Annotated in this window: 9 protein-coding genes; 4 read left to right on the top strand and 5 right to left on the bottom strand. The window is 36.2% G+C overall.

The window, feature by feature from the left end; all coding sequences use genetic code 11:
- Positions 1 to 25: 25 nt before the first annotated feature.
- On the bottom strand, positions 26 to 1,420 hold the full coding sequence (locus OLM53_RS08145) for a DUF4403 family protein (RefSeq protein ID WP_264519741.1): 1,395 nt from the start codon (positions 1,418 to 1,420) through the stop codon (positions 26 to 28).
- A gap of 161 nt (positions 1,421 to 1,581) precedes the next feature.
- Here OLM53_RS08145 and OLM53_RS08140 point away from each other — a divergent pair, with 161 nt between their 5' ends.
- The 3 genes from OLM53_RS08140 to tsaB are packed head-to-tail and all read left to right on the top strand — an operon-like array spanning position 1,582 to position 5,003.
- On the top strand, positions 1,582 to 3,024 hold the full coding sequence (locus OLM53_RS08140) for a TolC family protein (RefSeq protein WP_264519740.1): 1,443 nt from the start codon (positions 1,582 to 1,584) through the stop codon (positions 3,022 to 3,024).
- A 3-nt stretch (positions 3,025 to 3,027) separates the two neighbouring features.
- Positions 3,028 to 4,320: an efflux RND transporter periplasmic adaptor subunit gene (locus tag OLM53_RS08135; RefSeq protein WP_264519739.1), complete on the top strand. Its 1,293-nt coding sequence runs from the start codon at positions 3,028 to 3,030 to the stop codon at positions 4,318 to 4,320.
- An 11-nt stretch (positions 4,321 to 4,331) separates the two neighbouring features.
- Positions 4,332 to 5,003: a tRNA (adenosine(37)-N6)-threonylcarbamoyltransferase complex dimerization subunit type 1 TsaB gene (gene tsaB, locus OLM53_RS08130; protein WP_264519738.1), complete on the top strand. Its 672-nt coding sequence runs from the start codon at positions 4,332 to 4,334 to the stop codon at positions 5,001 to 5,003.
- On the opposite strand, the gene OLM53_RS08125 is transcribed toward tsaB, so the two are convergent.
- The 4 genes from OLM53_RS08125 to OLM53_RS08110 all read right to left on the bottom strand — a co-directional run bounded on the left by OLM53_RS08125 (position 4,993) and on the right by OLM53_RS08110 (position 9,313).
- Positions 4,993 to 5,826 (bottom strand): mechanosensitive ion channel family protein, encoded by an 834-nt coding sequence (locus OLM53_RS08125; RefSeq protein WP_264519737.1) that lies wholly within the window; start codon positions 5,824 to 5,826, stop codon positions 4,993 to 4,995. The two genes, tsaB and OLM53_RS08125, sit on opposite strands and share 11 nt — an antisense overlap.
- A 63-nt stretch (positions 5,827 to 5,889) precedes the next feature.
- Positions 5,890 to 6,279, bottom strand: coding sequence for a hypothetical protein (locus OLM53_RS08120; RefSeq protein ID WP_264519736.1), 390 nt, complete (start codon positions 6,277 to 6,279; stop codon positions 5,890 to 5,892).
- 51 nt (positions 6,280 to 6,330) lie between these two features.
- Positions 6,331 to 8,349 carry a thioredoxin domain-containing protein gene (locus OLM53_RS08115; RefSeq protein WP_264519735.1) on the bottom strand — a complete coding sequence of 673 codons (2,019 nt, stop codon included), beginning with the start codon at positions 8,347 to 8,349 and terminating at the stop codon, positions 6,331 to 6,333.
- 64 nt (positions 8,350 to 8,413) lie between these two features.
- Positions 8,414 to 9,313 (bottom strand): NifU family protein, encoded by a 900-nt coding sequence (locus tag OLM53_RS08110; protein WP_264522435.1) that lies wholly within the window; start codon positions 9,311 to 9,313, stop codon positions 8,414 to 8,416.
- Between the two features lie 126 nt (positions 9,314 to 9,439).
- Here OLM53_RS08110 and OLM53_RS08105 point away from each other — a divergent pair, with 126 nt between their 5' ends.
- Positions 9,440 to 16,396 carry a choice-of-anchor L domain-containing protein gene (locus OLM53_RS08105; RefSeq protein ID WP_264519734.1) on the top strand — a complete coding sequence of 2,319 codons (6,957 nt, stop codon included), beginning with the start codon at positions 9,440 to 9,442 and terminating at the stop codon, positions 16,394 to 16,396.
- Positions 16,397 to 16,401 lie beyond the last annotated feature (5 nt).

Raw genomic sequence — 16,401 nt, 5'->3', positions numbered from 1 at the left:
GTATTTCTAAATCGGCATTCTGAATTTAATCCATACCATCAATTCTCACACTCATTTTTCCAGTTGTCGTAATAAAAGCAATGATGGCTTTGTTGGTCACTTCTACTTTTTCAAATTCAAAATCACTCATAGTTCCGTTGACATATACGCCTTTCATTGGAGAGAAATTATTCAAATAAGGAAGTAAACTTTTCTTGCCTTCGTCTAAATTTTGCTTAATAGAATAACGACAGGTTTCCTGAATTTTTCTTAAAATCACACCTTGTAATAGCCAGTTAGCGGTGCGGGTTAGAAGCCCTTTGGTGTCTAAAACGTAATCCATTTGATCAAAATAGATTTCTTTCGTTACGGCATTATAATTAGGAATCCCAGATAAATAGATGGTTCCATTGATGCTTCCGGTCATGTCTAACGCAATAATGATTTTACCATCTCTTTGCCACAAACCTACTTTTTGCACTACAATTTTTCGACTACCAGAGACAAATTCTTTTCCTTGAAAATTAGAAGAGATAAGTTGTGAAGCACTTTCATAAGTAGAGATAGCTGCTACGTTTGCAGTTAGTTTTTCTGGAATTTTAGATACTGCTTTAAACTGAACTGCATTTTTATCAAAGCTATTTTTTGGTTTTAAACCCACCATCGTTTGCATACTGCATTTCAATCCTAAATCCATATTGATTTGGGTTTTATCCAAGACAGCATCGGTAACATACACTTCTATCGGAATTAGCTTAAACCAAGTTTGGTATTGTTCGCTAGTTAAAAAAGGCGTACTCATTTTTTCCAAAACATCCAAAACATAAGGTTTGAAATCACAGGAATTTACAATGGCTTCATCTATTTTTTTGGCAATTTTCGATTTGAAAATTGAAAGTGTTGGATTGATGATATAAGTAATAGGAACATTTCTTCCGGCTACTAGTATTGATGGACTTTCGACCCAATAGAAATCTTCAATTTTTGAAGTGGTTGACATCTTCCAATTCGATAACTTCACATCGCTAAGTAAAGTAAAGGTTCCGTTTAAGTTGACTTCACGAGTATCATTTAATCCCATGAAATCGGTGCCGTATTTAAATTTTGACCAAATTTTCAAAGGTAAAATAGTTTCTATCTTTCCATTTTTTTCTACCAATCGGATTGGTCCTGTTTTGGTGATTTTCATTTCGGTTTTATCGTCTTCTAAATCAGAATCGTTATAAATTTCTCCACTCAACGTTTTATTCAATTGGTTTTCAATTTCCTTCAATGTAATTTGCAAAGGCATGTTCACGAATGATGTTTTGGTGTTATAAACCATGGGTGCATCATCAGAAGGCAAAGGCTTTAAGGCTTCTATTTTTTGAGTGGTAGAACAACTTGTGTACAAGATAGAAATCACAACAAGAGGGAACGTAGATTTCAGGAAAGACTTCATTTGAAATATATTTTCGGCAAAAATAAAAGTAAAAAATGTAAAATGGTGTAACATTATCAAAAAAGGTAGGACTAAAGTTGTATGTCTTTCAATAGGCAATTGAAACGCAAAAATCATATCTTTGTTTCTTAGAAAAAGTAAGGTTAGCAAACCTGATTATTATGAAAAATATAATACAAAAAATTCTTTTCTTTTCTATACTTATTTCAGGCTTCATTAGTCAGGCACAAGTTAAAAATTGGACCTTGCAGGAATGTGTAGAATATGCTTTAAAAAACAATATTTCCATCAAACAGTCAGAACTCGATTTAAAAGCAGCGGCTATCGATAAAAAAATGGCGGTTGGTAGTTTTCTGCCTACTCTTAACGGAGGTGCTTCTCATTCCTGGAATATTGGTTTAAACCAAAACATCACCACGGGTCTTTTAGAAAATCAAACGATTCAGTATACTTCTGCTAGTTTAAATTCTAGTATTGACATTTATAAAGGGTTGCAAAATCAAAACCGTTTAAGAAAAGCAAAGCTTTCCCAATTAGCAGGACAATATCAGTTGACCAAAATGCAGGAAGATATTTCGCTCTATGTGGCAAATGCTTACTTAGATATTCTATTCAACAGAGAAAATCTAAAAGTGCAACAAGCGCAGTTGGCGTATGCTGAAAAACAATTAGTTCGTTCACAGGAATTAGTAGATGCTGGCTCTGTGCCGAAAGGCGATTTGTTAGACATGAAAGCAACACTAGCAGCGGATAAACAAAAAGTAGTAGCTGCCGAGAATAGTTTGCTAATCTCCCGATTAAGTTTAGCGCAACTGTTGGTTTTAGATGATTTTGAAAATTTTGATATAGCCGATGTTGATTTGGAAGCAAAACCAAGTCCAGTGATGTTAGAAACACCTCAGGCTATTGTTGAGAAAGCCAATCAGGTTAGAGTTGAAATCAAAATCGCTCAGGCGAACATTGATATAGCAGAACGAAATGTAAAAATAGCAAGAGGGGCATTGTTACCCACTTTGACAGGTTTTTATAGCTTCAGTACCAGAGCGAGTTATTCCGACAGAGTTACTGGTTTTACTCCTAATTTAGCCAATCCAACGTCAATAATTGGTCAGGTTGAAGGAACAGGACAAAACGTTATCGAACCTAATTTTTTACCTGTTTTCAGTAAAGCCGCTCCCGTTTTTGATCAGTTTAGCAACAACAAAGGACATAATTTTGGATTGGAGTTAAGAATTCCGATTTTCAATGGATTCTCTGCCAGAGGTAATTTAGAAAGAAGCAAAGTGAGTTACGAAAAATCTAAAAATGCCTTTGAACAAGCCAAAATTGATTTGAAAACCAATGTGTATAAAGCCATTTCAGATGCTAAAGGCGCTTTGAAAACTTATGAATCCTCAACAGCAACGTTAGAAGCAAGACAAGAAGCTTTTAATTATGCTAAAGAAAAGTATGCTGTGGGAATGATGAATGCCTTCGATTTTAATCAATCACAAACCCTATATTCAACAGCACAATCGGATGCTATTCGTGCCAAATACGATTACATCTTTAAAATGAAAGTAGTAGAACTTTATTTTGGAATCCCAATCATTCAAAAACAATAAATCATGTCAAAAAAGAGAATTTATATACTAGTTGGAGTTGTTATCGTACTAATTATAACACTTGTTGCATTAAAATCAAAAGGGATTATTGGAAGTAATGATAATTCTGTACAAGTTGAAACAGCTAAAGCAGATGAAATTACCATAGTAGAAACCGTTTCTGCAACAGGAAAAATCCAACCTGAAATAGAAGTTAAAATATCCTCTCAAGTATCGGGAGAAATTATTGATCTGCCTGTAAAAGAAGGACAAGTAGTCAAAAAAGGACAACTTTTGGTAAAAATTAATCCCGATTTATATACTTCAGGATTGAAACGTTCTATCTCGAATTTATCTGGAACTAAAGCTGGTTTAAGTCAAGCCGATGCCTCTTTTAAAGAAGCTAAAGCCAACTTCGAAAGAAACAAAACGTTGTTTGACAAAGGTATCATCTCTAAATCTGATTGGGACAAAGCTACTGCTTCTTTTGAAGTAGCTAAAGCCAGCAAAGAATCGGCGTATTACAATGTGCAAAGTGCTTCAGCAACGGTAAAAGAATCTACAGATAATTTAGGAAGAACCACTATTTATGCGCCAGCCGATGGAACTATTTCTAAGTTGAGCGTTGAACTAGGAGAAAGAATTTTAGGAACGCAACAAATGACGGGAACCGAGTTAATGCGAGTGGCCAACTTGAACAATATGGAAGTGGAAGTGGACGTGAATGAAAATGACATTGTAAAAATTAATATCGGAGACAGCACTAAAATTCAAGTTGATGCCTATTTGAAAAAAGAGTTTAAAGGAATTGTAACCAGCATTTCTAACTCGGCAAGTACGGCAACTACAGCGGATCAGGTGACTAATTTTAAAGTAAAAGTTAGAATTTTAAAAGAATCCTACCAAGATTTATTAGCAGGAAAACCAGAAACCTATTCGCCTTTCAGACCAGGAATGACCGCAACGGTTGACATCATTACAAAACGCAAAGAGAAAGTGATTGGTGTGCCAATAAGTTCTGTAGTTATCAAAGCAGATACAGCAGCCACTAAAAAATACGAAGTAAAAGACGAAAGCGAAGACAAAAAAGTAGCTTCTAAAAGCGATAAAAAATTTGAATGTGTTTTTGTAAAAGAGGGAAATAAAGCCAAAATCAGAGTGGTGAAAACTGGAATTCAAGATGATACTAATATTGAAATAATTTCCGGCCTAAAGAAAGGGGATGTCATCATTACAGGACCTTATACCACTGTTACCAAAGACCTCAATTCGGGCGACAAGGTCACTTTGCAAAAATCGGATAAAGAGAAAAAATAAATCACTTCCCTTTGACTTATATCCTTAACATAGAAACGGCCACTAAGAACTGTTCGGTGGCTTTGGCCAAGAATGGCGACACTATTTTGTGTAAAGAAATCGCAGAAGCAGGATATTCTCACGCCGAAAAACTACATGTTTTTATTGAAGAAATTTTAAAAGAAACAGGAGTTGCCGTTCATGAGTTGAAAGCTATTGCGGTAAGTAAAGGGCCAGGTTCTTATACGGGTTTACGAATTGGCGTTTCTACCGCAAAAGGTTTGTGCTACGCCTTGGGAATTCCTCTGATTTCTGTGGATACTTTGCAGGCGTTGGCGAAACAAGTTATAATTGAAACCGGATTAATTGTCCCAATGATTGACGCAAGAAGAATGGAAGTGTACAGCGCTGTTTTTGATGCCAATCACACCAAAATCATGGAAGTCCAAGCAGAAGTGCTCACCGAGGAAAGTTATAGCGATATAACAGAACCTATTTACTTTATTGGGGATTGTCAAGAGAAATGCCAAACGGTTTTGCTAAAAGATAATTTCCATTTCCTTCCCGAAATCATTTTTCCTTCAGCCCAAGAAATGAGTGCCTTGAGCTATGAAAAGTTTACCAAAAATGACTTTGAGGATGTGGCGTATTTTGAGCCTTTTTATTTAAAGGATTTTATGGTGGCAAAGAAAATTACTTCTTAGAAGCCTCTTTCACAAAAGGCTGAATCACTATACCGGCTTTATCAAACGCTTCTTTAAATTCCTCTAAAACATCGGAACACATATCGCTAAAATCAATATTTTTTGACCAAGGGCGAATCGCTAATTGTATGGCAGAGTCGGTTAAAAGATTGACTACTACTGTTGGTGCTGGTGTTTTTAAAACCTTTGGGTGGTTTTCTAATACCTGCATCACAATTTCCTTAGCCGTTTTTATATTCGTTTCATAGGAAATATTGAAAAGTAAGTTGGCTCTTCTATTTTTTCCTATAGAAAAGTTGGTGATGACGCCATTAGACAAAATACCGTTTGGAACAAAAATAGTTTGATTGTTTCCGGTGACTAATTTGGTAACAAAAATCTGAATCTCACTTACGGTTCCTGCTACGTTTTGCGCTTCTATCGAATCTCCAACTTTAAATGGCTTGAATAAAATAATCAACACACCACCCGCGAAATTGGATAACGAACCTTGTAAAGACAAACCTACCGCTAAACCAACCGCTCCAAGAATAGCTACGAAAGAAGAAGTTTCAATTCCTAATTTAGAAATAAAGGTTATGAATAGTAAAAAGCGCATAGCCCAAAGCAAACTATCAGCTAAAAAGGTAGATAAGGTTGGGTCTAATTCTCGCTTCACCATGATTCGTCTTACCAAACGATTAATGATACGAATAGCATACAATCCAATAAAAAGAATGATTAATGCCGAAATTAATTTGGGAGAATAATCAATCAATAATTTTATAAATTGGTCTACATATTCTGCTGATGAATGAATATAGTGCAGTTCTTTCTTTTCCATAACGAGATAAAAAAATCCCGACGTATCGGGATAATTAGAGTACAAAAATAATAATTTTAAAAATTAATCCGCATTTTCATCTGCTGGTTTTACAATATCTTCTGCTTTTGTTCTTACTTCGTCAGCTTCTTCAGAGGCATCATTAGCAAAAGCACTTGCTTTTTCTTTAACGGTTTCCACAGTATCATGTGCTATTTTCTCGGCTTTGTCTGCTAAATCAGCTGCTTTTTCTTTAACCGTTTCTACAGCATTTTCAACTGCTTCTTTTGCAGCGGGAATGTGTTCGCTAACTTTTTCTTTAGCCGTATCTATAAAATCTTCTACTTTATCCACTAAGGGAGCAGCGGCTACTTTAGCTTTTTCAAATGTTTCTTCGGCAAATGTTTCTGCTTTATCTGCCATTTCTTTGGTAGAAGAACCAAATAGTTTTTTAAAAAAATCTCCTAATGCCATGACGTTATATTTTAAATGGTTAATAATAACAATATTACGAATTTTCGTTGATTATAGTCCCATTTCCTTGATGATTTCATCAAAATTATCAGTTGGTTTTTGACACGTTTTGTTCTGGCACAAATAAAATAAAGTTTCCTTTTCAGAAAATCGATTTTCCAAGAAAGGAAGTTTGGAATTCTCTTGACTTCCAGCAATGATGATATTCGGGATATAAGTCTGATTTATCTTTTGCAAATAATCCAAAGCATTATTACCGCAAATAGCCAATTCTTTATTTTGTTCTGAAAAATGCAATAACACAGTCATCCAATTAGAAAACGCAGAGGGATATTCAACGGTTGAGATGATATTTTGAACCATTTGTTGTGCTATTTTCTCATAATACGCATTGCCAAAATAAATACTTAATCGGAATAGAACATCCGCCATAACCGAATTGGAAGCTGGAATCACATTGTCTTCTACTTCAAAATAAGGAGTTATTAAATCATCATCATAATGAGAAGTAAACGAAAAGAACTGTGCTTTTTCATCATAAAAATAATCAAAAGTATAATCAGTCAATTGCTTGGCATTTTGCAACCATGCTTCATCAAATGTTACTTCATATATTGCAATAAAAGCGGAAATGACATGAGCATAATCTTCTAGAAAACCATTAATGGTCGCTTTTCCGTCTTTGTAACTGTGATTCAAATTGCCTTCTGGACTCCATATGTTTTTGATGATAAAATTAGCGTTTTGCAAAGCAATGGTCAAATAGTTTGGGTTGCCCAATGCCTTGTAAGCTTCTACAAAACCTTTTAGCATAAGGGCATTCCATGAAGTTAGGCTTTTGTCATCTAATCTGGGTTTGCTTCTTTTTTCTCTTTCCACATAAAGCAGTTGTTCCCAAGATTTTTTCTTTTGTTCCAATTTTTCTATGGGAATGGAATACTCTTTTGCAATGGTTTCCAAGGATTGACTTTGAATTAAAACATAGTGTTCTTGCTCCCAAAATCCAAATTCATTGATATTGAAAACGGCTGAAAACAACTCAAAATCCTCTTCAAGTAAGGCTTGCAATTCGTCTTTGGTCCAAACATAAAAAGCGCCTTCTTCTAGATGGTTTTCAGCATTTAAACTATCGGCATCAAGCGCAGAATAGAAACTTCCTTCTTGGGTCAACCATTCTTTTTCGACGAAAGTCAAGGTTTTTTCAATGACTTCTTTGTACAGTTTGTTTTGGGTCAATTTATAAGCATTCGCGTAAAGCGAAATCAATTGTCCATTGTCATAAAGCATTTTTTCAAAATGAGGGACATGCCATTTCATATCGACAGAATAGCGAGAAAATCCGCCATCAACAGTGTCGAATAAGCCACCATAAGCCATTTTGGTTAAGGTGAGATTTACAAAATCCAAAACAGTCTGGTTTTTAGTTTGATAGCCATAGCGTAATAAAAACTCATAATTATTAGGCATCATAAACTTAGGAGCTCTAGCCATGCCTCCAAAATCCCAATCAAAACTTCGTTCCCATTTGGTTACCAATGTTGAAAGTAATTCAAAATCAAAATTAGTATCCGAATCATTTGTTGCAATAACACTTATAGATTGTAATCCGTCGTGTAATTTTTGAGCATAGTCTAAAATGGTTTCAGGTTGTTGTGTATAAATTTCCTGAAGTCTTTCGAGAGTATTAATCCAATCGTTTTTTCTAAAATACGTGCCGCCCCAAACGGGTCTTCCATCAGGTAAAGTCACTACATTCATGGGCCAACCCCCTTGACCGGTCATTAGTTGAACCGCTTTCATATACACAGCATCAATATCGGGGCGTTCTTCTCGATCAATTTTGATGTTGATAAAATGAGCGTTCATCACGGCTGCGACTTCTTCGTTTTCAAAACTTTCGTGTTCCATCACATGACACCAATGACAAGCGGAGTAGCCAATACTAACGATGATTAGTTTGTTTTCATCTTTGGCTTTTGCCAATGATTTTGGATTCCAAGCGTTCCAATGAACAGGATTGTTGGCGTGTTGGAGTAGGTAAGGACTGGTTTCGTGTTGTAGTTCGTTCATGTTTTGACAAAAAAAGCGTCTCATTTCAGACGCTTAAAAGTACTTTTTTATTTTGGAAAAATTGTTATCCGTTTAACGCTTCCACTATAATATCTTTATCGTTGAGCATATCTTTTAGCATGTTTTCGATGCCGCTTTTCAAAGTAAAAGTGGAAGATGGGCAACCATTACATGCTCCTTGAAGTACTACTTTTACTCGTTTTTCATTTTCATCATACGAATCGAAAAGAATATTACCCCCATCGGCAGCAACGGCAGGCTTTACATATTCTTCCAAGATATTGATGATTTGTTGTGAAGTAGTATCAAGCGTATCAAAGTTTTTAATTTGTTGTTTTTCCTGTTTTTCACTGTTTACAATTTGACTTTCGTCAATAACAGTTCCCCCATTTTCAATGAATTGTTTGATGAATGTGCGTAACTCCAGAGTAATTTCATCCCAAGAAATACTATCGTACTTAGTAATGGAAATATAATTTTCGGCTATAAAAATCTCTTTTACAAAATGAAATTTGAATAGTTCTTGTGCCAATGGCGAGGCTTTGGCTTCATCAATATTTTTGAATTCGGCAGCTGTTTTTGTTAGTGCTTTGTTGACTACAAATTTAAGTGAAGCTGGATTTGGCGTGGTTTCTCCATAAACACTAATAGGTTGTTTTTTAACTGGATTTTCATTTGGTAATACAATGATTCCTCCGTTATTGACATAATTTTCAATTTGTTCAGCAACATCTTCTTCAACATCAGTCCATTCAACGATACTGTATCTTTCAATGGCAATAAAATTCCCTGAAATGTATACTGTTTTTACAAAAGGCAAGTAGAACAGTTGTTGTGCTAAAGGGGAATTTTTGGCTTCATCTATGTTTTTATATTCAAAGCTTTGATTGTCAGTTATAAAATTTGGGAATACAAATTTTACTATGGTCGGATTTTGTGTTTCTTTTATCGAAATTTTCATCAGAAAGGTATATTTTTCTGCAAATTTAACAAAGTTATTTTCTGTGAATACTTATATTTGGCAATTAAACAATTAATTAACATTTACAGTGATTTTTAAAATTAGAAACACTCATACCATTTTGTATTAATGAAACGTATTTTATTTTTATTTTTCACTCTTCTTGCAGGATTCAATTCCTTTTCTCAGTCCATTACTGTAGATACTTCAACCTATACTGTTCCGCAACTTGTTCAAGATGTTTTATTTGCTCCTTCATCAGGGGGAAGTTCTTCTTGTGTTGGAACCATTAGCAATATAACTTGGAGTACAGGAACTGATTTTGGTTCCTCAAATGGTATTGGCTATTTTACCAATACGAATCCTAGTTTTCCATTAACTTCTGGTGTTATTTTGAGCTCAGGTGATGTAACAGGAACACCAGGTCCAAATACTTCCGATCTTGGTACTTTTTTGGATTTAGGATGGCCTGGGGATCAAGAATTGTTAGATTATATGCAAGCGGCGGGAATTACTGTAACAGATTATAATGATGCTACAATTTTAGAGTTTGATTTTACTCCTTTTACTGCTAATATGAGTTTTGATTTTCTCTTTGCTTCTGAAGAATACGGAGATTATCAATGTGGTTATTCTGATGCTTTCGCTTTTTTCTTAACCAATGTAACGGCAGGGACACCTACTACCAATTTGGCATTAGTGCCCAATACTACTATTCCAATTTCTGTTGTAACCATTAGAGATGGTCAGTATTATACAGGATTTGGCACCAATTGTGGTTCCTTAAATGCAAACTATTTTGGTAATTTTAACGGCGGAACTAATGCAGGGACTTCTGCGACAAATTTTAATGGAGAGACGGTTTTGATGACGGCTTCATCGCCTGTAATTCCAAATAATTTATACCATATTAAACTTATCGTTGCCGATAGAGATGATAGTTTATATGATTCAGCTGTTTTTTTAGCAGGAGGAAGTTTTGATATTGGATCGCCCGACATCAGTGGAACAGGATCAGAATTTCAAGGACAAACAGATTTTTCAGGACCAAGAGCAATTTGTGGTTCAAAGACGGTAGTTGTACAAGCAGGTTCAGCGTCAGTTCCTGGTGCAACATATTCTTGGACATTAAACGGGAATCCAATAGGAGGCAACACCTATAATTATACTATAACTCAACCGGGTAATTATGGTATTACAATTACCTATCCAGGAGGATGTCAACAGTCTGATTCAATGGTGGTTGAATATCTTGCTACACATGCAATTGGTACTCCAAACGATATAACTCAGTGCAGTGCTCCTTTTGATTTTACAAATAATACTACCACTATTTTAAATGGATCCTCTGACACTGTTAAGTATTACCATACTTTATTAGAAGCAGAGCAATTTGCATTATCTTCAATAGTAAATGTTACAAACTATAATGGTGTTGATGGAGAAATAATCTATGTAGGTATTGAAGATTTTGACACAGGATGTTTCTTTACAAAGCAATTTACTTTACATATTAATCCAGCTTTATGTACTAACCTACCTATTCCTGGAACTCCTCCCGATTTGTATAGCTATGAAACAACTGGTAATACGGGAGTTTCAACATTTAATTTTAATCCGCAAACTTCAATAATTTATGGGGCCAATGCTCCAGCTAATTATACCGTTACTTATTATCCCACATTAACAGATGCAAATGCAGGAACAAATCCAATTGTAAATATTGGTTCATTTGTAAACACATCAAATCCGCAGAGAATTTATGCTGTTTTATCGGAGAATGCTACTCCAACAAATTTTGCAGTTACTAGTTTTCAGTTGATTGTTGTTGCATTGCCTTTTGTATCCATTTCAGGTACAACTACCATTTGTAGTGGAAGTCCAGCTAACATTACCTTTACAGGAACACCAAATGCAACGGTTAATTTTACAGTTGGAGGAAATCCAAGACAAATTACTTTAGATGCAACAGGAAATTATACCGATGTTATTGCATCTGTTAATGCAACCACCGTTTATAATTTAGTAAGTGTTACTATAACAACTCCAGCTGGAACAAACACTCAGCCAGAAGTCGGTTCAGCAACTGTAACGGTTAATCCTATACCAAATGGTACGATTTCTTCAAATATTCTTACATGCCAATATACCCCCAATCTTGCCATAACCTTTACCGGGTCTAATGGAGTTGCGCCATATACATTCACTTATTTAGATCCTAGTGGAGTATCCCAGACAATTTCAACCACCATTGGTAATAATAGCATTGCACTTCCCATATCCACTGCAGTAGCCGGTATGTTTACCTATCAACTAGTAAGTGTCTCAAGTTCTACTACACCAGCTTGTTCACAACCACAGACTGGTTCTTCTACAATTACTGTAAATCCAATGCCAACAGCTACAATTTCTGGCACAACTACCGTATGTCAAAATTCACCAAGCCCTTCTATCACCTTTACAGGGTCAAACGGAATTATTCCTTATACTTTTACTTTTTTAGATCCAAATGGATTGTCAACCACACTTATTGATGTTACTGGTAGTGGTGTTTCAATTCCATATTCTACCTCAGTTATAGGCTCCTTTACTTATCAATTAGTAAGTGTAGCAGGCTCTGGAGGATTTCCTACTTGTGTGCAAAATCAAACTGGCTCTGCTACAATCACAGTAACACCACCACCAGTTATTACCACCCCTACAGATTATGTAGTTTGTGATGACAGTTTAAATAATGATGGTATTTATTGTTTTACTTTAACAACAAAAGACATAGAGATAAGTACTAATCCTAATGTTGTTATTACCTATCACGAGACCCCAACCAATGCTCAAACAGGAGCCAATCCACTAACAAGTCCGTATTGTAATATTAATAATGCTGGATTTCAAACAATTTATGTTAGAGCATATAATTTAGGTTCACCGAGTTGTTATTCGACGACCTCTTTTAATCTAATAGTTAATCCTATTCCACTACCTAATCCAAACATCACAGATTATCTACTTTGTGATATCAACAATCCGGGTGATGGAGTAGAGGTTTTTGATTTAGGAACCAAAAGTTTGGAAGTTGCCAATGGACAATTAGGAGTAACAGTAAGTTATTATGAAACCTTAGCCGATGCTCAAGCTCAAACTAATGCTTTGCCTAATTTTTATTCCAACATTAGTAATCCACAAAAGATTTGGATAAACATTAGTGACAATATTACAGGTTGTAATACGACAGGTTTCTTTAACTTGATTGTTAATCCATTACCAGTGGCGGTTTTACCACAGCCTATCTTTCAATGTAGTAATGGAATATCTCCAACAGCAGTATTTAATTTGACTGTAAATGAAGGAACAGTAACAGGTGGCGTTACAGGAGTAACGGTAACCTATTACCATTCACTTGCTGATGCACAAACTCTTACCAATCCTATACCAACCCCACAGACTTATTTAGGATTTGATACAGAGATTGTATACATACGAGTAGAGAATAATGCTACAGGATGTTATGCTACCACGACACAATTATTACGCGTAACTCAAGGGCCAGTGGCCATTACTCCGACACCACTGCAAATATGTGATCCGAATAATGATGGTTTTGGCACCTTCAATTTAACAGATGCTACCAATGAAATAACAGGAACACCTCCGGGTGCGCCTCTACCTCTTGGAGTGTCCGTTACTTATCATGAAACACCTGATGATGCTTTAATAGGAGCTAACCCTTTACCAAGCTCCTACACCAATATTCAACCTAATACTCAAACAATATATGTTCGTGTATTTTATACCCTAACAGGTTGTGCTAATTATGTTCAACTCCAATTAATAGTCAACAAGACTCCAGTTGCGACCCAACCAACGCCTTATGCTTTATGTGATTACACAGGAGCAGTTGGATTTGAGACTTTTGATTTAACCACAAAAATTAATGAGATATTGGGCAGTATCAACCCAGCATTAACCACAGTAACTTTTTACACAAGTCAATCAGATGCTGATGCAGGAACCAATGCTATCACTAGTATTTCTAGTTATGTGAATGCTAGTCCAAACACCCAAACGCTTTATGTTCGAGTGGAGACAATCGCTACGGGATGCTATGATGTAGTAACCTTGCAATTAGTAGTGAATCCGATACCGAATTCACTTCAGCCGAACTACCCACAGTATTCTCTTTGTGATGTTGACCAAAGTAATATCGGCTTTGAGACCTTTGATTTAGGTAGTAAGATCAATGATATTTTATTGGGACAAACGGGAATGACGGTTAGGTTTTATATCAGTTTAGGGGATGCTCAGAATGGGACTAATGAAATCACTAATTTATTATACCAAAACCAGATACAATATGTTCAAACCTTAGGGATAAGCATTACCAATAATGCCACAGGATGTTCTGTTATCTCTACGATGGATATTAGAGTAGAGCCTTTACCAAGTTTAATTCCACTTACACAACCTTACACACTTTGTGATGATGATCAAGATGGGTTTACTACTTTTGATTTAACGAGTTTGTTACCAGGATTATTAAACTCGATTACCACTTATACGGTAAGTTTCCATGAAACGCCACAAGATGCTGCTAGTCATGGTACTACGATTCCTAATCCGGCGCAGTATATTAATATCAATCCGTTTGTACAGATTATTTATGTAAGAGCGGAAGATAATTTAACCCACTGCGTTAGTGTTATTCCCATAGAGTTGGATGTTAATCCGAGTCCAAAAACGCCAGTATCTTTAGTTGATATTACGGTATGTGATACAGATAACAATCCACAAGATGCAAGTACAAGAGTTGATTTAACACAGTTAACCGCTAGTGTTCTATCACAACAACCTTTGCCAGCTACAGCCTATAGTGTAACGTATTACACCAGCTTAGCTTTAGCCCAAGTAGGAACCGCACCGATTATACCAGACACGAACTATGTTGGCAGTAATGGTCAGACAATATGGGTTAGAGTAGAGAACAATGTGACCCATTGTTATAATATAGGCACCTTCTTGTTGCATATTAACACTCCACTGTTGCTTACTACACCCACTCCGCTTAGTTTGTGTGATGATGATGCGAATCCAAACAATCAATACCATACTTTTGATTTAACGGTAAAAAATGCGCAAATCACCCAAGGATTATTAGGATATACCGTAACGTATTATCCAAGTTTACTAGAAGCACAAACCCATACTAATCCAATTACTACACCAACAGCGTATCAAAACGACCTATTACATCCAGCGGTACAAACCTTGGGAGTAGTAGTGAGTAGTCCAGCACCGGCGAATTGTGAAAGTATCACGACCTTGGATATTAGAGTCTTACCAATTCCAACTCCAAATACCAATCCACCAGCTTTGGCACCAAAATGTGATGATAACAATCCAGGAGATATGTTGGAGTATTTTGATTTAACGGTTAATGAAAGCTACATTAGAAATAATGACCCGAACTTAAGTTTCCATTACTTCCCAACACAAGCAGATGCAGAAAATAATATTGTAGCCAACGAAATACTAACCCCAACCAACGCTTTAGTGGGGACTAATGTTTGGATACGAGTAGAGAACACCAGAGTGGACTATCAAGGGAATCACTGTTATGTACTGGTTGAACAAGCTTTGAAAGTGAATCCACTGCCAACGGTAGTACAACCATTAGCTCCTTATAGAGTATGTGATAATGATACCGATGGATTAGCCCCATTTGATTTGACTAACCCATTGTTAGCCCCACAGATACTAGGAGCAGCACAAGCTACTACAGACTTTACGATAAGCTACTACTTAACAGCAGCAGGCGCTAATCCACTGACTAATACAGGACAACTACCGCTAGTATCTCCGTATACTAATGTTACTGCCAATTCACAAAACATCTACATTAGAGTAGTAAACAATACCACAGGATGTACTAATACAGGAGTACTTACTTTAGCCGTAGAACAATATGCTACCGCTACAGGGGCACAAACTTTTGCAGAATGTGATAATTATAATGACCCTTATGATGGTATCCACCAAATTGACTTGACTCAATATGCTACGGCTATCCTTAATGGACAAAGCCCAACGGTATTCTTAGTAAGTTATTATACTAGTTTGGCAGACGCTACAGCAGGGACAAATGCCTTAACACTAGCCCAAGCTCAAGCCTATCAAACCGACCCAGATACCGATACAATATGGGTTAAGGTAGAGAACAGCAGTAATACCATTACACCGTTATGTTATGCTATTACCACTATTGATATCACCGTGGAGCGTTATCCTAATCCTATTATCGTAACGGATAATGGTGTGAATACGATTTGTGTTAACTTTGATACCAACGCAGTAGTAAGACCATTAACACTAGATAGTGGTATTGCTAATCCCGGGAATTATACTTTTGAATGGTTTGAGGATGCAGCCACTACTCCGATAGCAGGGGCAACAGGACCAACGTATACGGTGAACACTTCATCGGCAACGGGAGCTACTAGAAATTATACGGTGCATGTTACTAGTAATAGTGCACTGGCTTGTGATACTACCTCGGCCTCGTTTGCGGTGATACAATCAGGGCAAGCTTCTATTCCGACTGGAACTATTGGGTATACAGTAACTAATGCCTTTACTGAACAACAAATTATTACGGTACTTATTCAAGGATATGGAACGTATGAATACAGTTTGGATGATGGACCAAGACAGGCGAGCACTATTTTTGACAGTGTTTCGTTAGGAACCCATGTAATTCATGTTTGGGACACAGAAGACGGCATAGCTTATAGTTGTGAGGAGCTTGTTATACCAAACGTAGAAATCATTGATTACCCACATTACTTCACCCCGAATGGCGATGGAATACACGATACTTGGAATATTGTTGGATTAGGTGGACAACCTAACGCAAAAATTTATATATTTGACCGCTATGGCAAACTGTTGAAACAAATCAGTTCTACAGGCGATGGTTGGGATGGAACGTTTAACGGACATCTCTTACCTTCAGATGATTACTGGTTTAGTGTAGATTATATAGAAAACGCCACAGCTAAACAATTTAAAGCCCATTTCTCATTAAAAAGATAGTTATA

This window comes from Flavobacterium sp. N1994, assembly GCF_025947145.1.
Lineage (GTDB): Bacteria > Bacteroidota > Bacteroidia > Flavobacteriales > Flavobacteriaceae > Flavobacterium.
This window is presented reverse-complemented; position numbering and strand designations above follow the sequence as displayed.

Bases quoted from the DNA above. Each gene is read 5' to 3' on its own strand.
- OLM53_RS08115 (WP_264519735.1), bottom strand. From the start codon at position 8,349: ATGAACGAACTACAACACGAAACCAGTCCTTACCTACTCCAACACGCC.
- OLM53_RS08120 (WP_264519736.1), bottom strand. From the start codon at position 6,279: ATGGCATTAGGAGATTTTTTTAAAAAACTATTTGGTTCTTCTACCAAA.
- OLM53_RS08105 (WP_264519734.1), top strand. From the start codon at position 9,440: ATGAAACGTATTTTATTTTTATTTTTCACTCTTCTTGCAGGATTCAAT.
- OLM53_RS08125 (WP_264519737.1), bottom strand. From the start codon at position 5,826: ATGGAAAAGAAAGAACTGCACTATATTCATTCATCAGCAGAATATGTA.
- OLM53_RS08135 (WP_264519739.1), top strand. From the start codon at position 3,028: ATGTCAAAAAAGAGAATTTATATACTAGTTGGAGTTGTTATCGTACTA.
- OLM53_RS08140 (WP_264519740.1), top strand. From the start codon at position 1,582: ATGAAAAATATAATACAAAAAATTCTTTTCTTTTCTATACTTATTTCA.
- OLM53_RS08145 (WP_264519741.1), bottom strand. From the start codon at position 1,420: ATGAAGTCTTTCCTGAAATCTACGTTCCCTCTTGTTGTGATTTCTATC.